The sequence below is a fragment of the Micrococcus sp. GbtcB5 genome, from assembly GCF_019091605.1.
Classification (GTDB): domain Bacteria; phylum Actinomycetota; class Actinomycetes; order Actinomycetales; family Micrococcaceae; genus Micrococcus; species Micrococcus luteus.
This window is the reverse complement of record NZ_JAGXJK010000007.1, coordinates 72,273-95,668: the sequence shown is the minus strand read 5'-3', so window position 1 is coordinate 95,668 and position 23,396 is coordinate 72,273. Positions and strand designations below refer to the sequence as shown.

The following is a 23,396-nucleotide window of genomic DNA, read 5'->3' as shown; positions in this document are numbered from 1 at the left end:
CGGGCCTCCCGCCCGTCCGGGGTCCTCCTAGAGTGGTCGGATGGCCCGTGACCCGATCCAGCCGCCGCCCCCGGACCCCTCCGCCCCGCACGGCGCACCCGCCGGCGGACCGACGGAGGAGGACACCCGCCCGTTCCTCGACGATCCGCCGGGCCTGGGCTGGGTCCCGGACGGGCTGCCGGGCTTCGAACGATGCACGCTCGGCCTCGACACCGATGAACAAGGACAGAACCTTGTCACAGTGGTGCGTCCGCGCACCGACGCCGCCCGTGACCCGGCCCGGCGGCCCATCCTCTCGGTGCACGGCTGGAGCGACTACTTCTACAACGCCCCGCTCGCCCACGCGTTCGAGGCCGCCGGCTATGCCTTCCACGCCGTCGACCTCCGCCACTACGGCCGCTCGCTGCGCACGGGACAGACGCCCGGCTGGACGGACGACCTGGCCCGCTACGACGCGGACCTCGAGGCCGCGTTCGAGACCATCGCCCAGGACCACCCGTTGCCGCCCATCCTCATGGGACACTCCACCGGCGGGCTGATCGCCGCGCTGTGGGCGGACCGGAATCCCGGCCGCCTCGCCGCGCTCGTGCTCAACAGCCCGTGGCTGGAGATGCAGGGCAGCGCGGGGGTGCGCCTGCTGGCGAAGTCCATCGTGGGGCCCGTCTCCGCCATGAAGCCCTACGCCATGCTCACACTGCCGCGCATCGACCACTACTGGCGCACCCTCTCGGACCAGGCCGAGGGCGAATGGGACCTGCACCCGCTCTGGCGTCCCCCGCACGCGTTCGAGGTGCCGGCCGCCTGGCTGAGTGCGGTCCTCTCGGGGCACCGGGCCGTGGCCGGGCGGCTCGACGTCACCGTGCCGATCCTCGTGCTCGTCTCCGCGCGCGGGCATCGGGGCACGTCCTACGCCGAGGCGATGCTGACCTCGGACATCGTCCTGGACCCCGACGCCATGGCCCGCCGCTCCCTGCGGCTCGGCGACCGGGTGACCGTCCACCGGCTCCCCGACGCGCTGCACGACGTGTTCGCCTCCCCCGCGTCGGTGCGCGAGGCGGCCGGTGCCGCGACGCTCACGTGGCTGGGCGCCTACGCGCCGCCGTCGGCGTCCGAGGCCGAGTCCGGCGCGCCGGACGACGGTGCCGGCTGAGGGGTGTCCACGGCGCCGCCGTAGCGGCGGTCCCGTCGGGCGTAGGTCTCGACGGCGGCCCACAGGGTCCGCCGGTCGACGTCCGGCCACAGCACGTCCAGGAACAGCAGCTCCGCGTAGGCGGACTGCCACAGCAGATAGTTGGACAGGCGCTGCTCCCCCGAGGTTCGCAGGAACAGGTCCACGTCCGGGACGACGTCGACGTCCTGACCCGTGCGGAAACCGCGGTCGAGGTAGCGGGTGATGACGTCCTCGCTGATCTCGCCCGGCCGCATCCGGCCGGCCCGGACCTCTTCGGCGATGGCCTGGACGCCGTCCAGGATCTCGGCCCGGCTGCCGTAGTTCACGCACATGTGCAGCGTGGTGCCGGTGTTGTGGCGCGTGAGCTCCTCGGCCTCCTGCAGCTCCCGGATCACGGGGGTCCAGAGGCGCGGGGCCCGCCCGTTCCACCGGATCCGCACGTTCCACGAGTGCAGGGTGTCCCGCTGCCGGCGCAGCACGTCCCGGGAGAAGCCCATGAGGAAGCGCACCTCCTCCGCCGAGCGCCGCCAGTTCTCCGTGGAGAACGCATACGCGGACACGTGGCCGATCCCCAGCTCCACCGCCCCGGCGACGACGTCCAGCAGCGCCGCCTCGCCGGCCCGATGGCCCTCGGTGCGGGGCAGGCCGCGCTGGTTGGCCCACCGTCCGTTGCCGTCCATCACGATCGCCACGTGCCGGGGCACGAAACGCGGGTCGATCCGCGGGGCGACCGCACCCGAGGGGTGCGGCGGTGGGGGCTGTGGGGCTCGGTCGGCGCTCATGGTCTCCTCTCGACGCGCGGGGCGGGGAGGCCGAGGTCCTGGTCCAGGACGGACAGGGACACCAGGCGCCGCTCGGCGTGGAACTGCAGGTACGCCGCCACGATACCGGCCGCCTCGCGGCGGGCGGGGGCCCCGGAGGCGTCCGCGGTGGCCCAGTCCCCCGCCGCGAGGGCCGAGAGCAGGTCGAAGGTCTCCGGGGCCGGGTGAGCGGCACCGGGTGGCCTGCACTCGGGGCAGACGGCCCCGCCGAGGCCCACGTGCAGTGCCGTGTGCGGGCCGGGGGCGCCGCAGCGGGCGCACCGGTCGAAGGTCGGGGCCCAGCCGGCCTGGGCGAGCGCGCGCAGCAGGAACGAGTGCAGGATCAGGCGCGGGTCGTGCGCGCCGCGGGCCAGCGCGGCCAGCGCGCCGTGGAACAGGCGGTACTGGGCGCGCCGGCCGTCGTCGTCGACCGCGGGGACCCGCTCGACGGCCTCGGCGAGGGCGCCGGCGACGGTGTAGGCGTCGTAGTCGGCGGCCAGCATCGTTGCGTACGGGTGCAGCAGCTGCGCCTGGCTCACGGTGTGCAGCTCCCCCCGGCCGCGTGCGAGCTGGAGCGTGGAGTGCATGAACGGCTCCACCACCGAGCCCAGCCGGGAGGAGGTCTTGCGCACCCCCTTGGCCACGGCCCGGACCAGGCCGTGCTCGGGGGTGAGCGCCTCGATGATGCGATCGGCTTCCCCCAGACGGTGGGTGCGCAGCACGATGGCCTCGGTGCGGAACGAGTTCGCCGCGTAGCCGCCGTGCCGCGCACCCCGCCGGGAGGAGCCGGAGCCGCTCACGCGCGCAGGGCGCGGTTCACCGCGGACACCACGGCCTTCAGCGAGGCGGTGGTGGTGTTGTGGTCCAGGCCGACGCCCCAGAGGACACGGTCGCCCACGGCCGCCTCCACGTAGGCGGCGGCCATGGCCGCGCCGCCCTCGGACAGTGCGTGCTCGGAGTAGTCGAGCACGCGGACGTCCACGCCCTCCTCGCCGAGGATGCGCAGGAACGCGTCGATCGGGCCGTTGCCCTGCGCCGTGCGGGTCTGCGTGACGCCGTCGACCTCGAGCTCGGCCTCCATCCGGAACGCGCCGTCCTCGCCGGAGGCCGAGGAGACCGAGCGGAGCCGGTAGCGGCCCCACTGCGCCTCCGCCGCGTCGGCGGGCAGATACTCGTCCTGGAACACGCGCCACAGGTCGGCGCCGGAGACCTCGCCGCCCTGGGCGTCGGCCAGATCCTGGATGACGTGGGAGAACTCGATCTGCGCGCGGCGCGGCAGGTCCAGGTTGTGCTCGGACTTGAGCAGGTAGGCGACGCCGCCCTTGCCGGACTGCGAGTTCACGCGGATGACGGCTTCGTACGAGCGGCCGATGTCCTTCGGGTCGATGGGCAGGTACGGCACGGCCCACGGGATGCCGTCCACGTCCGTGCCGGCCGCCTTCGCGTCGACCTCCATCGCCTCGAAGCCCTTCTTGATGGCGTCCTGGTGGGAGCCGGAGAAGGCCGTGAAGACGAGGTCGCCGCCCCAGGGCGAGCGCTCGGGCACGGCCAGCTGGTTGCAGTACTCGACCGTGCGCTTGATGTGGTCCATGTCGGAGAAGTCGATCATGGGGTCGATGCCCTGCGAGTACAGGTTCATGCCCAGCGTCACCAGGTCGACGTTGCCGGTGCGCTCGCCGTTGCCGAACAGGCACCCCTCGATGCGGTCCGCCCCGGCGAGGTAGCCCAGCTCGGCGGCGGCCACGCCCGTGCCGCGGTCGTTGTGCGGGTGCAGGGAGAGGATGAGCGAGTCGCGGTGCTCCAGGTTGCGGTGCATCCACTCGATCGAGTCGGCGTACACGTTCGGGGTCGACATCTCCACCGTCGCCGGCAGGTTCAGGATCATCTTGCGGTCGGTGGAGGCCTCCAGGACCGTGGCCACCTCGTCCGAGATGCGCCGGGCGAACTCGAGCTCGGTGCCCGTGTAGGACTCGGGCGAGTACTCGTAGGTGATCTGCGTGCCCTTGAGCTGCTCCTCGAACTTCTTCACCAGGCGCGCGCCGGAGGTCGCGATGTCCACGATCCCGTCCTCGTCCTGCCGGAACACCACGCGGCGCTGCAGCACCGACGTCGAGTTGTACAGGTGCACGATGGCCCGGTCGGCCCCCTCGAGCGCCTCGAAGGTGCGCTCGATCAGGTGCTCACGGGACTGGGTGAGGACCTGGATGGTGACGTCGTCCGGGATGTGGTCGCCCTCGATGAGCTGGCGGACGAAGTCGTAGTCGGTCTGCGAGGCGGACGGGAAGCCGACCTCGATCTCCTTGAAGCCCATGCCGACGAGCAGCTGGAACATGCGCAGCTTGCGCTCGGGGCCCATGGGGTCGATCAGGGCCTGGTTGCCGTCGCGCAGGTCCACGGCGCACCACAGCGGCGCCTTCTCGATGACCTTGTCCGGCCAGGTGCGGTCCGGCAGGGCGACCTCGATCTGGTCCTGGAACGGGACGTACTTGTGGAACTTCATCCCCGACGACTTCTGCAGGTGGGCGCTCATGCGTGTTCTCCCTCGACGTGCGCGCGGCGGGCGCGCGAAAGGTGGGTGGTCGGTGGCCGGACCGGGAGGTCAGGGACTCCGCACGGGGTGTCCGGTCCGGTGGGAGGCGTCCTGCCTCCGCGTGCGCTCAGGCGGCGTGGATCACGGCCTGGCACGGGGACCCCGTGCGGCCGGGAAGTAGCAGGCGGGCCGTGGCCGGCGCTGTCGTCGCGAGGCGGAGGGACATGCCCCCGACCCTAGCACCGAGGTGGGCCGGGCCACAGGAGGCCGTCCCCGTGTGACGCACGACGACGGCGGCCCGCTCCGGCGCATGCGCGCCCGGGCCGGGGCCTCCGGCTCAGAAGCCGAGTCGGCCGAGCTGTTTGGGGTCGCGCTGCCACTCCTTGGCGACCTTGACCCGCAGGTCCAGGTGCACCTTGGTGCCGAGCATGCGCTCGATGCCCGCCCGCGCCTGCGCGCCGATCTCACGCAGCCGGGAGCCGCCCTTGCCGATGATGATGCCCTTCTGGCTGTCCCGCTCGACGAAGACGTTCGCCCACACGTCCATGAGGGGCCGATCCGCGGGGCGGTCCTCGCGCAGGGACATCTCCTCGACCACCACGGCCACCGAGTGCGGCAGCTCGTCGCGCACGCCCTCCAGGGCCGCCTCCCGGATGAGCTCGGCGACCATGATCGCCTCCGGCTCGTCCGTGAGCTCGCCGTCGGGATACAGGGGCGGCCCGGCCGGCAGCAGGCCCGCGAAGACGCCCAGGACGTCGTCGACCTGGCGGCCGGCCACCGCCGAGACCGGCACGACGGCCGCGAAGCCCTCCCCGCCGTTCTCCGGCCCGAGGACCTCGTCGCCCAGCGCGGTCACGGCCACGAGCTGCGCCATGAGCTGCTCCGGGCCCACCTTGTCCGTCTTCGTCACCACGGCGACCACCGGGGTGCGGTGCAGGTAGGAGAGCTGCTGGGCGATGAACCGGTCGCCGGGACCGATCGCCTCGTCGGCCGGCAGGCACATGCCCACGGCGTCGACCTCGTTGAGCGTCTCCGCCACGAGGTCGTTGAGGCGCTCGCCGAGCAGGGTGCGGGGCCGGTGCAGGCCCGGCGTGTCCACGAGCACGAGCTGGAAGTCCTCGCGGTGGACGATTCCGCGGATGGTGTGGCGCGTGGTCTGGGGCTTGGAGGAGGTGATCGCCACCTTCTCCCCCACCAGCGCGTTGGTGAGCGTGGACTTGCCGGCGTTCGGCCGGCCCACGAGCGAGACGAAGCCGGAACGGAAGCCGTCCGCGGCGCGGGCCGGATCGACGAGATCGGTCATGGGGTCATCCTTGTCAGGCGGGGAGTGGGGTGGGGCGGCCGGCTCAGGCCACGGGGTCGGCGGGCTCGGCGCCGTGGGCCCGCTCCTCGCGCCGGCGCAGCCGCACCGGGCGGTCGGGGGTCTCGGAGACGCGCAGGCGCGCGACCCGGTTGCGGCGGGGCTCGAGGGTGTCCGCGACGAGCTCGATCCCCTGGACCACGACGCGCGAGCCCTGGATCGGGACGCGGCCGAGCTCCTTGGCGAGCAGGCCGCCGACCGTGTCGACGTCGTCGTCCTCGTCCTCCTCCGGCAGCTCGAACTCCTCCCGGAAGTCGTGGATGCCCATGCGCGCGTCGACGGAGTAGACGCCGGGCGCGACGAACTCCACCTCGGGGCGGTCCGGGCGGTCGTCCTCGTCGTAGATCTCGCCGACGATCTCCTCGATGAGGTCCTCGAGGGTCACGAGCCCCGCCGTGCCGCCGTACTCGTCCACCACCACGGCCACGTGGGTGGACTCGCGCTGCAGCTCCTGCAGGAGGGTCGCCACGGACTTCGACTCGGGGACGAAGCGGACGTCGCGCATGACCTCGGTGACGGGGGTGTCAGTCGCAGCGCCGTCGTGGTGCAGGGCGCGGGCGACGTCCTTGAGGTGCAGCATGCCCCGGATGTCGTCGGCGTCCTCGCCGATCACCGGGATGCGGGAGTTGCCGGAGCGCAGGAACAGGGCCATCGCCTGGCCGAGCGTGTGGTCGGCGTCGATGGTGACGACGTCGGTGCGCGGCACCATGACGGAGCGGACGATGGTGTCGTTCATGGAGAACACCGACTGGATCAGCTCCGCCTCGGAGTCCGCGAGCACATCCGCGTCGTGGGCGCGGGCGACGAACTCACGCAGGTGGCGCTCCTGGAAGTCGTCCTCGTCCTCCGGCTCGACCTCGCGACGGCGCCGGTCCCGGTCCAGTCGGGCGGCGAGCGGGCCCAGGGCCCGGCGGAGCACCCACACGAGCCCGCCCAGGCGGCGGGCGACGGCGGCCTCGTTGCGGGAGCCGATCGGCCGCGGGCTCCAGACGCCCAGCAGGGCGGCCACGCCCACGAGCACGACCGCGGCGATCGCCACGGCGAGCCACGTGTCGTCCACCACCGCGTCGGCGGCCGCGGTCAGGCAGACGGCGGACAGGGCCTCGGCCACGAAGCGCCAGACCCGCAGGGCCCCGAGGTGGCTCTCCCGCTCGCGGGCGATCTCCAGGACCTTGGAGCCGGGCTGCTCGCGGACGATGTCCTCCGCAGCCCGCCGGGAGAGGTAGGAGAACGCGGACTCGGCCAGGGACAGCGTCCAGGTCAGGCCGAGGAAGACCAGGAAGAGGGCGAAGAGGACGGCGGGTGTCAGCATGGGCGGTGCCCTCAATCCTCGACGGTGGGGGCCGGGGCGGGCCGGCCGAGGACCTCGGAGACGAGCCGATCCTGGAGCGTGAACATCTCCTCGCGCTCGGCGTCCTCGACGTGGTCGTACCCGAGCAGGTGGAGCATGCCGTGGGTGAGCAGCAGGAGCAGCTCGTCGTCACGGGAGTGCCCGCCGCGCGCCGCCTGCTCGGCGGCGACCTCGGGGCAGAGCACGACGTCGCCCAGCACGCCCTCGGCCGGCGCCTCGGGCGAGCCGGGGGTCAGCTCGTCCATGGGCAGGCTCATCACGTCGGTGGGCCCGGGCAGGTCCATCCACTCCTCGTGCAGCTCGGCCATGCGCGCGGCGTCCACGACGGTCACGGCCGTCTCGGCGCGCTCGTGGACGTGCAGGCGCGCGTAGACGTGCCGGGCCATGCGCAGCAGCGCGTCCTCGGGGACCTCGATCCCCGACTCGTTCAGGATCTCAACGGCCACGGCGGGCCCCTCCTCGCTTCTGGGACCGCTCCGCGGGGCCGCGGGCGGCGTCGTAGGCGTCCACGATGGCGCTCACCAGCGAGTGCCGGACCACGTCCGAGGAGTCGAAGCGGACCATCTCCAGGCCCTCGATCCCCTCGAGCACCTCGACGGCCTGGGCCAGGCCGGACTGGGTGCCGCGCGGCAGGTCCACCTGCGAGGTGTCGCCCGTGACGACCATGCGGGCACCGAAGCCGAGGCGGGTCAGGACCATCTTCATCTGCTCGCCGGTGGTGTTCTGGGCCTCGTCGAGGATCACGAACGCGTCGTTCAGGGTGCGGCCGCGCATGTACGCCAGCGGGGCGACCTCGATGGTCCCGGCCTCCATCAGCCGCGGGATCGACTCGGGCTCGATCATGTCGTGCAGCGCGTCGTACAGAGGGCGCAGGTACGGGTCGATCTTCTCGGAGAGCCCGCCGGGCAGGAAGCCGAGCCGCTCGCCGGCCTCGACGGCCGGGCGGGTGAGGATGATGCGGTTGACCTCCTTGGCCTGCAGCGCCTGCACGGCCTTGGCCATGGCCAGGTAGGTCTTGCCGGTGCCGGCCGGGCCGATGCCGAAGACGACGGTGGAGCGGTCGATCGCCTCCACGTAGTCCTGCTGGTGCAGGGTCTTCGCGCGGATGCGGCGGCCCCGGCCCGAGAGGATCGAGTCCAGGTGCAGCTGACCCGCGCCTCGCCCGGTGGCGGCGTCGCGGACGTGGTGGACGACCTGGCCCATCACCTCGGGGGTGACGGCCTGGTCGCGGCGGGCGATCGAGCGCAGGTCCTCGACGACGCGCCGCACCGAGGCCACGTCGGCCACCGGCCCGGCCAGGTCCAGCCGCTGGTCGCGGACCGTGACGTCCACGGTGGGGAACACGCCGCCGAGGATCCGCAGCAGGGCGTCCTGCGGTCCGAGCGTGCGGACCATGAGGTCGGCGGTCTCGAACGCGACCCCCTCGTGCGCGGTGGCGGGCGGGGTCGGGGTCGTGGGGGGCACGGTCACGATGGGGCGGATCACCTCGGGGTCGTGGGGGCGGGACGTCCCGTCCAGTCTAGGCGTCGGCGCGTCGTCCTGCCGGGGCTCACCAGCGGCCGAGCCGGTGCTGGAGCACGGCGAGGGCGGCGGGGCCGGCCGTGGAGGCGCGCAGCACGTGCGGGCCGAGCCGCACCGGCACGGCCCCCGCGGCCACGCAGGCCTCGAGCTCGGCCGGGCCGATCCCGCCCTCGGGGCCCACGACGACGGCGATCTCGGCGGCCGCGGAGAGTCGCTCCACGGGCATCGCGGACACCCCGTGCTCCGCGTCCTCGTGCAGCACGAGGACGAGCCGGCCGCCGTCGTCGTCCCGGACCAGCCCGGCGACCGCCGTCCCGGAGACGTGGTCCCGGACCGCGGGCACCCGGGCGCGACGCGCCTGCTTGGCGGCCGCGCGGGCCGTGTCCGCCCACTTCTGGCGGGCCTTGGCGGCCTTGGGACCCTTCCAGCGGACGATCGAGCGCTCGGCCTCCCAGGGCACCACGGCGTCCACGCCGAGCTCGACGGCGGCCTGGACCGCCATGAGATCCCGGTCGCCCTTGGCGAGGGCCTGGACGAGCACGAGCGCCGGGGTGGGCGCCGGCTCCTCCGCCACCGTGTCCAGCCGCACGGTCACCGTGTCCGGGGCGGCCGCGAGCACGGTGCCGTGGCCGAGCGTGCCCGACCCGTCGGCCAGGAGCACGGCCTCCCCGGGGGCCAGGCGCATGGCCGCGGCGGCGTGCCGGGCCTCGGGACCGCCGAAGACGACCTCCGCGCCCGCGCTCGCGCCGGCCAGGGAGCCCGGCTCGAGGTGGAACAGGGGGGCGGTCACAGGTTCCTCAGGTTCTCCCGCAGCCGGGCGAACATGCCCTTGGCCTGGGGTGCGCCGTGCACGACCTCCTCGCCGCGCACCTCGGCCAGGCGCTCCAGGAGCTGGCGCTGCTCGTCGTCCAGGTCGGTGGGCGTGGTGACCACCACGTCCACCTTGAGGTCGCCACGGCCCTGCCCGCGCAGGCGGCCGACGCCCAGGCCGTGGAGGACCTCGACGTGGCCGGACTGCACACCCGGGTCCAGGCTGACGGACTGCTTGCCGTCCAGGGTGTCCAGCGTGACGGTGGTGCCCAGGGCCGCGGCGGCCATGGGGACGGTCACGGTGGTGGCCAGGTGGTCGCCCTCGCGGCGGAAGGTCTCGTCCGGGCGGACCGCGATCTCCACGTAGAGGTCCCCGTTCGGGCCGCCGCCCGGGCCGGCCTCGCCGCGGCCGGCGAGGTGGATGCGGGTGCCGTCGTCCACGCCCGCGGGGATGCGCAGGGTCAGCGGCGTCCGGGTGCGGACGCGGCCCTGCCCGTCGCACTCGTGGCAGGGCGTCGGGATGACGGTGCCGAACCCCTGGCAGGCGGGGCAGGCCTCGGTGGCCATGACGGTGCCCAGCAGCGACCGCACGGGGCGCTGGATCATGCCGTGGCCGTGGCAGGTCTGGCAGGTCTCCGGCTGGGTGCCGGGCTCGCAGCACGAGCCCTCGCACCGATCGCAGCGCACGGCCGTGTCCAGCTCGATCGTCTGCTCGCCGCCGAAGACGGCGTCGCGCAGGTCGATCCGCGCGGTCACCAGGGCGTCCTGGCCGCGGCGGGCGCGGCTGGCGGGGCCGCCGCGGCCGCCCTGGCCGGCGGCGTTCATGAAGGTCTCGAAGATGTCGGCGAAGCCCCCGAAGCCGCCCGCCCCGCCGAAGCCGCCCGGGAAGCCGGCCTGGCCGTTCTCATTGCCCGTCGTGTCGTAGGCCCGGCGCCGGCCCTCGTCCGAGAGCACCTCGTAGGCGTGGGAGATGCGCTTGAACTGCTCGGCCGCCTCCGGGTCGGGGTTGACGTCCGGGTGGTGGGTGCGCGCGAGCTTGCGGTAGGCGCGGCGGATCTCCTCGGTGCTGGCGTCACGGCTGACGCCGAGCGTCTCGTAGTGGTCGGTCACGGTGGGGATTCCTCTCGGGGAGAGCGGGACGTGGGGCGATGCGGGACGGGGCCCGCCAGGACGCGTGGAGGCGCGTCAGGTGGTCAGGATGCGGGAGAGATAGCGGGCGATCGCCCGGACGGCGGCCATGGTGCCCGGGTAGTCCATCCGGGTCGGACCGATGACGCCGACCTTCGCCACGGCGCCGGGGCCGTAGGCGGCCGCGACCACCGAGGTGTCCGCGAGCGATCCGGCGTTCTCGGAGCCGATCCGCACGGACACCCCGTGGGCGTCCTGCTCCATCTCCGTGAGCAGGCGCAGCAGCACCACCTGCTCCTCAAGCGCCTCCAGGATCGGCCCGATGGACGCGCCGAAGTCCCCCGGGGAGCGGGCCAGGTTGGCGGTGCCGGCCAGGACGATGCGGTCCTGCCGGCCGGCCTCGAGCAGGTCGTGGACGGCCGCGGCCACGAGGGCGGCGGACTGCCGGTGCTCCGGGCGGACCCGGGTGACGACGTCGTCCACCACGGTGGCCGCCTGCACCGGACCGAGCCCCAGCAGGGCGTCCAGCAGGAGGCCGCGGAGCACGGACAGCTCCGCCTCGTCGACCGGACGGTCCAGCACGGCGTGCCGCTGGTCCACCCGCCCCGTGGACAGGATGAGGACCACGAGCACGCGCGTGGGCGCGAGGGAGACCAGTTCGAGGTGGCGGATCGTGGAGCCGTCCTCGTGGGGGAACTGCGCGACGGCGACCTGCTGGGTCAGCTGGGCCAGGAGGCGCACCGTGGACTCCATCATGTGCTCGGTGTCCGTCTCCGGGTCCAGCAGGGTCCGCACGGCCCGGCGCTCGGCGGGGGACAGCGGCTTCACCTCGGAGAGGCGGTCGACGAACACGCGGTAGCCCTTGTCCGTGGGGACGCGCCCGGCGGAGGTGTGCGGGGCCACGATGAGGCCCTCCTCCTCGAGCGCAGCCATGTCGTTGCGCACGGTCGCGGAGGACACGCCCAGGGCGTGCCGTTCCACGAGCGCCTTGGAGCCCACGGGCTCGCGCAGCGCCACGTAGTCCTCCACGATCGCCTGGAGCACCTGCAGGCGGCGGGGCTGCTCCGACATCTCGGTCCTCCTCTGGTCCGTCGGGATCCGGGGCGACCCCGGAGGTGCCCCTGGCTGGCACTCCGGCGGGTCAAGTGCCAATGCTACCGTCCGACCCGGGGGACGACCCGACCGGCCCGCACGGCTTCGCTCACGGTGATCGCCCGCCCCCGTTGCTACCGTGCTCTCCCATGGACTGGAGCAGCTGGGGCCCCGCGGGCCACGACGACCTGACGCGCCGCCCCGCCCGGACCGTCCCCGATGTGCCCGCCACCCCCGGCACGGTGGTCGAGGACGTGGCCTCCGGGTTCACCGGGGCCGTGAGCGGCATCGAGCGCTCCGGCGGCGTGCACGTGGTGGTCCTGGAGGACCGCCGCGGCGTGCGCCGCGGCTTCCCCCTCGGCGGCGGCTTCTGGATCGACGGCGAGCCCGTGACCCTGGTCCCCCCGACCGCCGCGGCCCCGGCGGCGCCGGCCCGCACCGCCTCCGGCTCGCGACGGGTCGAGGGGGCGCGGGCCCGCACTGCCCGCGCCTCTCGCATCTGGGTGGAGGGCGTGCACGACGCCGAGCTGGTGGAGAAGGTGTGGGGCGAGGACCTGCGCCTCGAGGGCATCGTCGTGGAGCCCCTGCACGGCGTGGACGACCTCGCCGGGGCGATCCGTGCGTTCGCCCCCGGTCCGCGGCGCCGGCTCGGGATCCTCGTGGACCATCTCGTCACCGGGTCCAAGGAGGAGCGCCTCGCGGCCGAGGCCATGCGCGTGCCGGGGGCCGCGGGCAACGTGCTCATCCTCGGTCACCCCTACGTGGACGTCTGGCAGGTCATCAAGCCCTCCGTCTTCGGCATCCCCGCGTGGCCCGTCGTGCCGAAGGGGCAGGACTGGAAGACGGGGATCCTGCGGGGACTGGGCTGGCCGCACGGGAGCAAGGAGGCCACGGGGCTGGGGTGGAAGCGGCTGCTCTCCCACGTCACCACGTACGCGGACCTCGAGCCGTCCCTGCTGGGCCGCGTGGAGGAGCTCATCGACTTCCTCACCGCCGCACCCGAGCACTGATCTCGGCGCGGCCCCCGCCCGCCCGCGCTATGCTGGCCCATGCCCTGCGCCCGGTCCCCGGCGCGCGGGTCCCGCGATCCAGGAGGAGCCCCTCGTGAACACCCGCGCGCAGCCCGACGCCGGCCGCACCGGCCACGGCCCGCCCGCCTGGCTCGTCTCGGCCGGCGGCCGCGGCGCCCCGCTCACGGCGAAGCAGGACCGTGACCGCGCGGCGCTGGCCCATCTCAGTCTGGCGTTCGGCGTGCTCGGCCCGCTGGTCGTGTGGCTGCTCTATCGCGACCGCGGCCCGTTCACCTCGCAGGAGTCGCGGGAGGCCCTGAACTTCTCCGGGCCGCCCACGCTCATCACGCTCCTGTTCTTCTTCCTGTCCCTGTTGCCGGTGGTCGGCCCGATCTTCGCGATCCTCGGCGCGCTCACGTGGGCCGCCATGGCGGTCTACGGCGTGATGGGCGCCTCGCACGTGTCCAAGGGCCGTCCGTTCCGGTACCCGTTCAACCTGCGCATCCTGCGCTGACCCGGGGTCGGCCGGTCAGAAGCCGGCCAGCGCCCGGACGATCGCGTCGTTGCGCAGCCGCCCCTCGAGCGTCGGGATGATGCGCCCGTCGACGGCGGCGCGCCCGTCCAGCAGGCCCGCGGCGATGAGTTCGGCGATCGCCCCGCGGATCCGCGCGGCCTCCCCCGGCGTCTCCGAGACGAGCTCCGCGGTCGGGAGCCCGCCCACCGTGCGCACCGCGAGCATGATGCGCTCGAGGCGCCGCGCGTCGGCGTCGGGCCGCTCGCGGCCGACGGCGGGGGTGACCCCCGTGGCCAGCCGCTGCGCGTAGGCGGCGGGGTGCTTGGCGTTCCAGAACCGGACGCCGGCGAGGTGCGAGTGCGCGCCCGGGCCGATCCCCCACCAGTCCTGGTCCTCCCAGTACGCCACGTTGTGCCGCGCGCGGTGGACCCCGGACCCCCGCGGATCCCGCGCCCAGTTGGACACCTCGTACCAGCGGTAGCCGGCGGCGCTGAGCAGCTCCTCGGCGAGCAGGTACTTGTCCGCCTGGTCGTCGGGGTCCACGTCCGCCACCTCGCCGCGGGCCACCTGGGCCCCGAGCTTGGTGCCCTCCTCCACGATCAGCGAGTACGCGCTCACGTGGTCCGGGGCCAGGACGACTGCGGCCTCGAGCGTGGCCCGCCAGTCGGCGAGGGACTCCCCCGCGGTCCCGTAGATCAGGTCCAGGGACACCTCCAGGCCGGCCTCGCGGGCCGCGGCGACGGCGGCGGGGACGGACTCGGGCCGATGGGTGCGCTCGAGCGTGGCGAGCACGTGCGGCATCGCGGACTGCATGCCCAGGGAGAGGCGGGTGAAGCCGCCGGCCGCGAGCTGGCGGGCGTACTCCGGGGTGATCGTGTCCGGGTTGGCCTCGGTGGTCACCTCCGCGCCGGGCGCGATCCCGAACCGGTCCACCGCCGCCTGGAGGATGCGCACGAGGTCCGCGGCCGGCAGGAGCGTGGGCGTGCCGCCGCCGAAGAACACCGTGTGCAGCGGGCGGGCGGGCACGTCCGAGGACGCGAGCACGTCCGCGGCGAAGTCCAGCTCCGCGACCGCCGACTCCCAGTAGTCGCCGCGACCCGCGCCGGGGCCAAAGTCGACGGCCGTGTACGTGTTGAAGTCGCAGTAGCCGCAGCGCACCGTGCAGAACGGCACGTGGACGTACAGGCTGAAGGTGCGCGCCGCGCCGTCGCGGGCGGCCGCGCGCACCCGCTGCCCGACGTCGGCCGGCAGCCGGCCGTCGTCGGGGACGGGCTCGCCGAGGGGCAGGGCGGGCACTTACTTCTTCGCGGCCTGGTCGGCGCCGGCGCCGTCCGAGGATAGGGCGGCGATGAAGGCCTCCTGCGGGACCTCGACCCGGCCGACCATCTTCATGCGCTTCTTGCCCTCCTTCTGCTTCTCGAGCAGCTTGCGCTTGCGGGAGATGTCTCCGCCGTAGCACTTGGAGAGCACGTCCTTGCGGATCGCGCGGATGTTCTCGCGGGCGATGATGCGCGAGCCGATGGCGGCCTGGATCGGCACCTCGTACTGCTGGCGCGGGATCAGCTCCTTGAGCTTGCCCGTCATCATCACGCCGTACGCGTAGGCGTTGTCCCTGTGGGTGATGGAGGAGAACGCGTCCACCTGTTCGCCCTGGAGCAGGATGTCCACCTTGACGAGGTCGGCGACCTGGTCGCCGTCGGCCTTCCAGTCCAGCGAGGCGTACCCCTTGGTGCGGGACTTGAGCTGGTCGAAGAAGTCGAACACGATCTCGGCCAGGGGGATCCAGTAGCGGATCTCCACGCGTTCCTCGGAGAGGTAGTCCATGCCCTTGAGGTTGCCGCGCTTGGCCTGGCACAGCTCCATGACGGCGCCGATGAACTCCGCCGGCACGATGATCGTGGCCGAGGCCATGGGCTCGCGCACCTCGAGGATCTTGCCCTCGGGGAACTCGGAGGGGTTGGTCACGGTGACGACCTCACGGTCCTCCCGGGTGACCTCGTAGACCACGTTGGGCGCGGTGGAGATGAGATCGAGGTCGAACTCGCGCTCGAGGCGCTCGCGCACGATCTCCAGATGCAGCAGACCGAGGAAGCCGACGCGGAAGCCGAAGCCCAGCGCGACCGAGGTCTCCGGCTCGTAGACGAGCGCGGCGTCGTTGAGCTTGAGCTTGTCCAGGGCGTCACGCAGCACGGGATAGTCCGAGCCGTCGATGGGATACAGGCCCGAGAACACCATGGGCTTGGGGTCCTCGTAGCCACCCAGGGACTGCTCCGCCGGGTGGGCGTGGTTGGTGACCGTGTCGCCCACCTTGGACTGACGCACGTCCTTCACGCCGGTGATGAGGTAGCCCACCTCGCCCGCGGCCAGACCGTTCGTGGGCACGGGCTCCGGGGAGGAGACGCCGATCTCGAGGAGCTCGTAGGTGGTGCCCGTGGACATCATGCGGACCTTCTCCCGCGGGGAGAGCCGGCCGTCCACGACGCGCACGTACGTGACGACGCCCCGGTAGGTGTCGTACACGGAGTCGAAGATCATCGCGCGGGCCGGGGCGTCCGCGTCCCCCTCCGGGCCGGGGATGGCGCGGACCACGCGGTCCAGCAGGTCCTCGACGCCGACGCCCGTCTTGCCGGAGACGCGCAGCACGTCCTCGGGCTCGCAGCCGATCAGGGAGGCCAGCTCGGCCGCGTAGCGGTCCGGATCCGCGGCGGGCAGGTCGATCTTGTTGAGCACGGGGATGATCTCCAGCTCGTGCTCCATGGCGAGGTAGAGGTTCGCCAGGGTCTGGGCCTCGATGCCCTGGGCGGCGTCCACCAGCAGGATCGCGCCCTCGCATGCGGCCAGCGAGCGGGAGACCTCATAGGTGAAGTCCACGTGCCCGGGGGTGTCGATCATGTTCAGGGCGTAGTCCACCCCGTCCACGGACCAGGGCATGCGCACGGCCTGGGACTTGATGGTGATGCCGCGCTCACGCTCGATGTCCATGCGGTCCAGGTACTGGGCCTTCATGTCGCGAGGCTGCACGACGCCGGTGGCCTGCAGCATGCGGTCCGCCAGCGTGGACTTGCCGTGGTCGATGTGGGCGATGATGCAGAAGTTGCGGATCACCGAGGGGTCGGTGGCAGCGGGCACCGGGGGGTTCGACGCCAGGGGCGACACGGGCACTTCCTCTACGGGTGACGGGGACGGGACTCTGACCGCCTAGTCTCTCATGTCCCGCCGCCGACCCGACCCGGACGCCGGGCCCGCGCGTCCACTAGATTCACGCCCATGGCCTTCGACCTGCATCGCGCCCTGTCCCTCGGCCGCCGGACGGCACGCCTGATCGGCGCCCTCCGCGACGACGCCCGGCCGCGTCGAGCCGCCTCTGAGGCCGGTCGACGGGCCGGCGAACGGAGCGGCCCGTCGCCCTTCCCGGGCCCGCCCGGGCCTCCCGGGCCCGCGTGGGACCCCACGGAGCCCACCGACTCGTGGCCGATGCCCGGGCCCGGGCAGGAGCGCCTGCCCCGGCGACAGGACACCGACCGCCACGTGTCCCTGCCGGACTTCACCGGGACCGTCCGCGTCGAATACGCGCCCGCGCCCGGGCCGACGGCCGGGCCGGGCGAGGTCGTGTGGACCTGGGTGCCGTACGAGGAGATGGACGGCCGGGGCAAGGACCGCCCCGTGCTCCTGATCGGCCGGGACGGGGCGCTCCTGCTCGGGCTCATGCTGACCAGCCGGGACCGGAACAACGCGCTGACCCGCGACGAGGACTACGTGGACGTGGGCGCAGGCGCCTGGGACCGGTCCGGCCGCGCCTCGGAGGTGAAGCTGGACCGGGTGGTCCGCGTGGATCCGGCCGCGGTGCGCCGGGAGGGCGGCGTCCTGGACCGGGCGGCCTTCGACCGGGTCACGGCCGCGCTGGCCCGCGCCCGGAGGCGGGTGCGCTGAGTCGGCCGCGCGGATCGCGGGGTCTGGGTGGTAGGATCGTCCGCATTGTGTCCGCCGGTCGACGGGCACCCCCGGAACGGGTCATCATCGGTGTTCCCCACGCCGCTCAGTCCACGGATCCGGGCACCCTCCACGACCCCCTGTTCATGCGGCGCCCGGACCCTCGTCCGCGCCGCCGACGACGAAGGACCCGATTTGGCTAACATCAAGTCCCAGAAGAAGCGCATCCTCACCAACGAGAAGGCGCGCCAGCGCAACGTCGCGGTGAAGTCCGAGCTGAAGACCGCCATCCGCGCCGTGGACAAGGCCGTCGCCGCCGGCGAGGCCGAGGCCGCCGCCGCCGCCCTGCGCACCGCCTCCCGCAAGCTGGACAAGGCCGCCTCGAAGGGCGTCATCCACAAGAACCAGGCCGCGAACCGCAAGTCCGGCATCGCCGCCCGCGTGAAGGCCCTCCTCGGCTAATCCACGCCCCCGGCTGTGACCGCGGCCCCCGCCCCGAGCGATCGGTGCGGGGGCCGTTTCGTGTCCGGGCTGCCCCCGTGGGGTGCCGTCCGGCGGCGCCGTCAGCGGCTGACGGCGGTGGCCACGCGGATGACCGCGCGCTCGACGGCGAACTCCGGGTTGCGGGAGGCGCCCTTGGCCTCGGCGTCGGCCTGGGCGATCCACTCCACGGCCTGCGCGATGCCGGCCGCCGTCCAGTGCCGCGCCGCCTGCTGGATGTAGCGCACCTGGAACGGGGCCACCCCGAGCAGGGACGGCAGCTCGGCGGCGGGCCGGCGGGCGTCGATCATCCGCGCCACCTGCCGCGCCTTGAGCGCGAGCGCCGCGGTGATCATCACCGGGTGGACGCCGGTGGCCATCGCGTGCCGCACGAGGGACACGGCCCTCGCCGCCTGCCCCTCGAGCGCCGCATCGGCCACCGCGAAGCTCGTGGCCTCCACGCGGCCGCTGTAGTAGGTGTCCACGGTCTCGACGGTGACGACGCCCTCGGTGTCGTCGACGAGCTGGGCGCACGCGGCCGCGAGCTCCGTGAGCGAGGCGCCGGTGGCGCGGATGAGCGCGCGGGCCGCCTCCTCGTCGATGCGCCGACGCCGGTCGCGGAACTCGGCCTGCACGAAGGCCAGCCGCTCCTCGTCCTTCTTCAGCGGCACGCACTCGACCACCGTGCCGGCCTGGGCGACGGCGTCCAGCAGCTTCTTGCCGCGGTTGCCGCCGGTGTGGCGCAGCACGAGCGTGACGTCGTCCGCGCCGGGGCCCTGCTGGACGAGGCGCAGGGCGTCCTCGAGGAACGCGTCGTTCATGGCCTCGAGGCCCTCGACCGTGATGAGGGTGGGCTCGGCGAAGAGGGACGGGCTGGCCGCGGTGGCCAGCTGGCCGGGCTGGTACTCCCCCGCGCGGAGCCGGTGGATCTCCAGCTGGCCGTGGCGCTCGCGCAGAGCCTGGGTCACGCGGTCCGTCACCCAGCGGGCGGCATGGTCCTCGGGTCCCTTGAGGAGCATGAGCGGGGCGGGCTCGGCTCGCCGCCAGGCCAGCGGGTCGGTGCGGCCGGCTCGGCCGGAACGGGGGCTGCGGGCGGCGGACATGCGTCCCATCCTAGGGTCCGGTGCGGACGCTCGAGGGCGGGCGGACGGTGTGAGCCGTGATCTCGGGCGCGCCGTCGGGGTCGGGGCCGTCCGCGGCCGTGAGGGCCAGCGTGCCGTGCAGGTCGGTGCGGGCCACCGGCCCGAGGCGGCCGAGCGCGTCCACCGTGGCCCGGTGGGGGTGTCCGTACGGGTTGTCGGCGCCCACGGAGACCATGTGCAGGCGGGCGCCGACCGCGCGCGGCACGGCCGTCCCACCGTTGCGGGCCCCGTGGTGGGCGACCTTGAGCACGTCCACGCGCGGCGGAGCGGCGGCATCGGACCGGTGCCCCGCGACCCATGCCGCGGAGGCGTCCTCCTCCATGTCGCCGGTGATCAGCGTCGTGACCGGACCGGCCTCGCTCTCGACGGTGACCAGCACCTGGGCGGAGGCGTCGTTCTCCTCGGGGGCCCGCGCGTCGGCGAGCAGCACGTGCCACCGCACCGGCCCGGCCGTGCCCGTCGCGCCGGTGCGGAGCCGTGCCGCGTCGGCGGGCCGGTCGACGCCGTCCGCCTCGCCGCCGCGCCCTCCCCTGCCCTGCGCCGGCGCGTCCCGGGTCGCGTAGTGCACCGCCCCGCGGGAGGCGCGGTCGACCACGCCGGGCAGTCCCCCGGTGTGGTCGGCGTGCAGGTGGGTGAGCAGCACGGCGTCCACCCGGTCGACGTCGAGGTCGTCGAGGCAGCGACGAGCGAGCCCAGGCTCGGGCCCGACATCGACGACGACCCCCGCGCGCGGGCCGGACCGGAACACGGCCATGTCTCCCTGGCCGACGTCGCAGAACGCCACCGCCCAGTCCGGCGGGGCCGCGCCCGAGGCCCGCGGCACGAGGACCGCCCCGACCGCACCCGTGGTGGCCGCGGCCAGCGCGGCGGCGAGCACGACCAGGGCGGGGAGGCGCTCGCGGGTCCGCGGCGCGCTGCGGCCGACACGCCGCACCGGGGCGGCCCGGCGTCGTTCGAGCAGGAGCACGGCGGCGAATCCGAGGAGCGTCGCGGCCACCAGCAGGACGCCCAGCCCGGCGCCGAGGGCTCCGGCCGGCCACGGACGCAGCGCCCCGGGCAGGGAGGCGCTGGTGTGGGCGACCCACCCGATCCAGGCCGCGGGCCACTGGATCACGGCGACGAGGGCGGCGGCGATCCCCGGCGCGGGCAGGGCGAGGGCCGCGGCGAGGGTGCCCAGGACGGTCACGGGCGGCACGGCCGGGGCGGCCAGCAGATTGGCCGGCACCGCGTAGGCCGACACCTCACCGGTCATGGCCAGGATGATCGGCTGGCAGGCCAGGTGGGCGGCCACGGTCACCGCGAGCGACGCCGAGAGCCACCGCGCCACGACGTCGGGCAGCACCCGGCCGAGCCCGGCGTGCAGCGCACGGTCGAGGGGCGCGCCGCCCAGGACGATGCCCGCGGTCGCCGCCAGGGAGAGGTGGAAGGCCGGTTCCACGGCGAGGGCCGGCACCGCGACGAGCAGGGCCGTGCCGCCCACCGTCAGGAGTCCGAACGCCTGCCGCGCGCGGCCGAAGAACACCGCGAGGGCGCCGAGAGCGCCCATCACGGCCGCCCGGAGGACCGACGGCTCCGGCCCCACGACGACCACGAACACCCCGAGGACCGCCAGCCCGGCGCTGAGGACCACCGCCCGGTGCACCCGCGCGCTGCGCAGGGTGATCGCGACCGCGCCGAGGATCATGGCCACGTTGGCCCCGGACACGGCAGACAGGTGCGACAGGCCCGAGGCCTTCATGGCGTCGTCGAGGGCGGCCCCCTGGGCGGAGCGGTCGCCCAGCACCAGCCCCGGGATGAGCTCCGGCGCCGTGCCGACCGTGCCCTCCGCGGACTGACGGAACGCGGCGCGCAGCGCCTCCCGCCGCGGCGGGCCCGGGCCGCCGTCGGTGGCCCCGCCTGCCGGCTCCGCCCCGCCGGGGCAGGGTCCCGGCTGCGGGGCGGCCGCGGCGGCCAGGAACACGGTGGAGCCGGACCTCGACGGCCGGGCCACCACGCACACCCGCGATCCCGGCCCGCCGCCGGGGGCCGCCGTCCCGTCCAACGGCGCGGCGATCGTCGCGGGCGGTGCGCCCCCGCCCGTGAGTCGGGCCGTCACGGCCGCCTCGGGGGCCCGCGGCGGATGACCGAACGTCTCGACCCGCACGGGCACGCTCCAGCGTGGGCCGAAGGTCGCCTCGCTCCGGGTGGCGGGCCCGTCCAGGGTCAGCTCGAGCCGCAGCGGTGAGCCGGCGTGCACCGCGCCGGTCCAGCCGCTGGCGCTGGCCGCGGCGGCGGGCCCGGCCGAGTGCTGCAGCATCAGGGCCGCGGCCACGCCGGCCAGCGTCGTCGCGGTGGCCACGCCCCGTATCCGACCGGTCGAGCGGGCGGCGCCCAGGACAGTGGTCGCGGCGACGGCCAGCCCGGTGAGGGCCGCCGCCGAGCGGGCCGGGGCGTCCCAGGCGACGCCGAGGATCCCGAGGGTCAGGCAGACGAGCAGGGCGGGCACCCACCGGGCCTCGAGCGGGCCGGGCACCTCGCGGTGGCGGGCGCGGCGGTCCACGGGATCGCTGGGCGGGCCCGGGGCCGGGCTCACCACGAGACGTGGTCACGCAGCCGGTCGAGCGTGGCCGGGCCGATGCCGGGCACCGCGTCCAGGTCCGGCAGGCCGGTGAACGGGCCGACCGTCTCGCGGTGGGCGATGATCTTCTCCGCCGTGGCGGGGCCGACGCCGGGCAGGGTCTGCAGCTCCGTGGCGTCAGCGGTGTTCAGGTCCACGGTGCCGCCGGGCTCGGCGCCGCCCGGCTCGCCTCCGGCACCGGCCCCGCCCGTGGTCGGCGTGGGCTGCGCCTGCGCGGCCCCGGCCACCCGGTCCAGGGCGTCCTGCGGCGTGTGGGCGGAGGGGACGAGGACCTGTTGGCCGTCGTCCAACGGGGCCGCGAGGTTGATGCGCTCCGCCCGGGCGTCCCGGGTCGGGCCGCCCGCCGCGCGCACGGCGTCGGCCACCCGGGAGCCCGGCGCGAGGCTGACCACACCCGGCCGGGCGACCTCGCCCACCACGTGCACCCGCAGCGGGCCGGACCCGGCGGGCCCGGGCGCCTCCCCCGACGGCCCCGCCTCGGACGTCCGCGCGTCGGTGCCCGCCGCCGACGGAACGGCGGAGGGCGCGCCGGTCTGCGGGATGCCTGCCCCGGCCGCGGCCGCCGGGATCGCCGCGGGCGGCGCCGGGGTGGTCAGCCAGGCCACCGCCCACCAGGCCGCGGCGGCGACGAGCAGCACGGTGACGGCCAGCAGGGCCGGCCGCCACCGCAGCACCGGGCCCCGGGGCGGGGTGCGCTCCCACCCGGACGCGGCGTGCGGGCCGGCCGTGTCGACGTCGGGGACGGCCGCGGGCGCGGGGTCCGGGGCGAAGGCGGGCGGATCGTCGCAGAGGCGGTGGCTGGGGCTCATGCGGGCAGTCTGCGTCCCCGTCGCCGAGTCGGGCGCGTCCCGCACCCGGCCTGGGGATCACCACCGCGGTCCGGGGCGGTGTGCAGGAACGGACGCGCCCGTCTCCTCGGCTCGCCTGCACGGGAGGCCTCAGTCCCCCGAGCCCCCCGTGGGCGATTCCAGCGGGCAGATCACCACACCCAGCGCGCCCAGGCCCAGGTGCGCGGCGAGAACGGCGGGCAGCTCGACGACGGGCACGGGGGTGGTGGAGATCGGCTGGAGCCGCTCCGCGAGCTGCCCGGCCGTCTCGGGGTCGCCGTACGCGTGCACGGCGATCCGCACCGGGTCCCCGCCGGCCCGCTCGGTCGCGAGCTCCACGAGCCGGTCGACGGCCCGGGCCGCGGAGCGCGGGCGGTCGACCAGGCCGATCGCGCCGTCGTCGACGGCCATGACGGGGCGCACCTGCAGCAGCGTGCCCAGCAGCGATGCGAGCCCGCTGATCCGCCCGCCCCGGCGCAGCTGCTCGAGGCTGGGCACCGTGAACAGCACGTGGCTGGAGTCCACGGTGGCCTCGAGGCGCTCGCGGATGCGGGCCACGGGCATGCCCACCCCCGCGTCCACGGCGGCGTCCACCACGGCCATGCCCAGCGCGAAGCCCACGGTGCGCGAGTCCACCACGGTCACCGGACGCTCGGCGTCCGCGGCGGCCAGGCGCGCGGCCTCCACGGTGCCGGAGAGCTCGCCGGACAGGTGCACGGAGAGGATGCGTGCGTAGCCGGCGCGGGCCAGCTCGGCGTAGACCGTCCGGAACGCACCCGGCGAGGGCCGCGAGGTGCGCACCGGGGTGCCGGCGGCCAGGGCCAGCGGCAGCTCCAGCGCGAGCTCGTCCGTGCCCTCCGTGTGGATCTGCTCGCCCACCATGACGGGCAGCGCCACCTGGCGGATCCCGGCGGCCAGACCGTGTCCGAGGACGGCGCCGGGCAGGGCGGCGGCCGAGTCCGTGACGACGGCCGTGCGGTCCCGGCGGGGCGGGCGCAGGCCGTAGCGCGCCCGCCCGGCCAGCTGGGAGCGGCGGGAGCGCAGGCGGACGAGCGCGTCGTCGCGCCACTGCTCGATGCTCGCCACGGCCTGCCTCCTCTCCCCCGGCCTGGT

Annotated in this window: 21 protein-coding genes; 5 read left to right on the top strand and 16 right to left on the bottom strand. The window is 74.8% G+C overall.

From position 1 onward, the window contains the following. The first annotated feature begins 40 nt into the window (after nt 1–40). A complete protein-coding gene (locus KVS67_RS04030; protein ID WP_073116435.1) occupies nt 41–1,150 on the top strand; it encodes an alpha/beta hydrolase in 1,110 nt (369 codons plus the stop codon). Here KVS67_RS04030 and KVS67_RS04025 read toward each other — a convergent pair. The 10 genes from KVS67_RS04025 to hrcA form a co-directional block, all read right to left on the bottom strand. Beyond that, entirely contained in the window at nt 1,090–1,953 is an 864-nt protein-coding gene (locus KVS67_RS04025; RefSeq protein ID WP_049161858.1) for an isoprenyl transferase, read from the bottom strand. The two genes, KVS67_RS04030 and KVS67_RS04025, sit on opposite strands and share 61 nt — an antisense overlap. Beyond that, nucleotides 1,950–2,771: a DNA repair protein RecO gene (gene recO / locus KVS67_RS04020; RefSeq protein ID WP_101967656.1), complete on the bottom strand. Its 822-nt coding sequence runs from the start codon at nt 2,769–2,771 to the stop codon at nt 1,950–1,952. The genes KVS67_RS04025 and recO overlap by 4 nt, the downstream gene beginning before the upstream one ends. Then, a complete protein-coding gene (leuA, locus tag KVS67_RS04015; RefSeq protein ID WP_036384708.1) occupies nt 2,768–4,501 on the bottom strand; it encodes a 2-isopropylmalate synthase in 1,734 nt (577 codons plus the stop codon). Before leuA ends, recO begins: the two co-directional genes overlap by 4 nt. Before the next feature lie 337 nt (nt 4,502–4,838). Next, complete coding sequence (gene era, locus KVS67_RS04010) at nt 4,839–5,804, bottom strand: GTPase Era (protein WP_036384707.1); 966 nt, start codon at nt 5,802–5,804, stop codon at nt 4,839–4,841. Nucleotides 5,805–5,847: 43 nt separating this feature from the next. Further along, entirely contained in the window at nt 5,848–7,173 is a 1,326-nt protein-coding gene (locus KVS67_RS04005) for a hemolysin family protein (protein WP_217564757.1), read from the bottom strand. Between the two features lie 11 nt (nt 7,174–7,184). Beyond that, nucleotides 7,185–7,658, bottom strand: a complete 474-nt coding sequence (gene ybeY, locus KVS67_RS04000; RefSeq protein ID WP_010078622.1) for an rRNA maturation RNase YbeY — start codon at nt 7,656–7,658, stop codon at nt 7,185–7,187. Beyond that, complete coding sequence (locus KVS67_RS03995) at nt 7,648–8,685, bottom strand: PhoH family protein (RefSeq protein ID WP_368669033.1); 1,038 nt, start codon at nt 8,683–8,685, stop codon at nt 7,648–7,650. The genes ybeY and KVS67_RS03995 overlap by 11 nt, the downstream gene beginning before the upstream one ends. A gap of 76 nt (nt 8,686–8,761) precedes the next feature. Then, entirely contained in the window at nt 8,762–9,523 is a 762-nt protein-coding gene (locus KVS67_RS03990) for a 16S rRNA (uracil(1498)-N(3))-methyltransferase (protein ID WP_036380882.1), read from the bottom strand. After that, entirely contained in the window at nt 9,520–10,653 is a 1,134-nt protein-coding gene (gene dnaJ, locus KVS67_RS03985) for a molecular chaperone DnaJ (protein WP_036380884.1), read from the bottom strand. Before dnaJ ends, KVS67_RS03990 begins: the two co-directional genes overlap by 4 nt. A 75-nt stretch (nt 10,654–10,728) precedes the next feature. Continuing rightward, entirely contained in the window at nt 10,729–11,742 is a 1,014-nt protein-coding gene (hrcA, locus tag KVS67_RS03980) for a heat-inducible transcriptional repressor HrcA (RefSeq protein WP_036317200.1), read from the bottom strand. Between the two features lie 170 nt (nt 11,743–11,912). Between hrcA and KVS67_RS03975 the strand changes: the two genes are divergently transcribed. Further along, nucleotides 11,913–12,773, top strand: a complete 861-nt coding sequence (locus KVS67_RS03975) for a DUF3097 family protein (RefSeq protein WP_036317197.1) — start codon at nt 11,913–11,915, stop codon at nt 12,771–12,773. A gap of 94 nt (nt 12,774–12,867) precedes the next feature. After that, complete coding sequence (locus KVS67_RS13985) at nt 12,868–13,287, top strand: DUF4870 domain-containing protein (protein ID WP_002854682.1); 420 nt, start codon at nt 12,868–12,870, stop codon at nt 13,285–13,287. A gap of 15 nt (nt 13,288–13,302) precedes the next feature. Here KVS67_RS13985 and hemW read toward each other — a convergent pair whose 3' ends face one another. After that, nucleotides 13,303–14,583 carry a radical SAM family heme chaperone HemW gene (gene hemW / locus KVS67_RS03965; RefSeq protein ID WP_036317191.1) on the bottom strand — a complete coding sequence of 427 codons (1,281 nt, stop codon included), beginning with the start codon at nt 14,581–14,583 and terminating at the stop codon, nt 13,303–13,305. Further along, nucleotides 14,584–16,443 carry a translation elongation factor 4 gene (gene lepA, locus KVS67_RS03960; protein WP_036317188.1) on the bottom strand — a complete coding sequence of 620 codons (1,860 nt, stop codon included), beginning with the start codon at nt 16,441–16,443 and terminating at the stop codon, nt 14,584–14,586. Nucleotides 16,444–16,554: 111 nt separating this feature from the next. Between lepA and KVS67_RS03955 the strand changes: the two genes are divergently transcribed. Both KVS67_RS03955 and rpsT read left to right on the top strand, forming a co-directional pair. Continuing rightward, nucleotides 16,555–17,217, top strand: coding sequence for a type II toxin-antitoxin system PemK/MazF family toxin (locus tag KVS67_RS03955; protein WP_061867301.1), 663 nt, complete (start codon nt 16,555–16,557; stop codon nt 17,215–17,217). A 195-nt stretch (nt 17,218–17,412) separates the two neighbouring features. Continuing rightward, entirely contained in the window at nt 17,413–17,679 is a 267-nt protein-coding gene (rpsT, locus tag KVS67_RS03950) for a 30S ribosomal protein S20 (RefSeq protein WP_002854699.1), read from the top strand. Between the two features lie 101 nt (nt 17,680–17,780). Here rpsT and holA read toward each other — a convergent pair whose 3' ends face one another. From holA to KVS67_RS03930, 4 genes are all read right to left on the bottom strand, one after another. Continuing rightward, the gene (holA, locus tag KVS67_RS03945; protein WP_036317182.1) at nt 17,781–18,800 is read right to left on the bottom strand and encodes a DNA polymerase III subunit delta; all 1,020 of its coding nucleotides are present in this window, start codon (nt 18,798–18,800) and stop codon (nt 17,781–17,783) included. Between the two features lie 10 nt (nt 18,801–18,810). Then, on the bottom strand, nt 18,811–21,411 hold the full coding sequence (locus KVS67_RS03940) for a ComEC/Rec2 family competence protein (RefSeq protein WP_223247540.1): 2,601 nt from the start codon (nt 21,409–21,411) through the stop codon (nt 18,811–18,813). Continuing rightward, nucleotides 21,408–22,265, bottom strand: coding sequence for a ComEA family DNA-binding protein (locus KVS67_RS03935; protein WP_217564756.1), 858 nt, complete (start codon nt 22,263–22,265; stop codon nt 21,408–21,410). Before KVS67_RS03935 ends, KVS67_RS03940 begins: the two co-directional genes overlap by 4 nt. A gap of 129 nt (nt 22,266–22,394) precedes the next feature. Beyond that, on the bottom strand, nt 22,395–23,369 hold the full coding sequence (locus tag KVS67_RS03930) for a DegV family protein (RefSeq protein WP_073116468.1): 975 nt from the start codon (nt 23,367–23,369) through the stop codon (nt 22,395–22,397). Between the last annotated feature and the right edge of the window lie 27 nt (nt 23,370–23,396).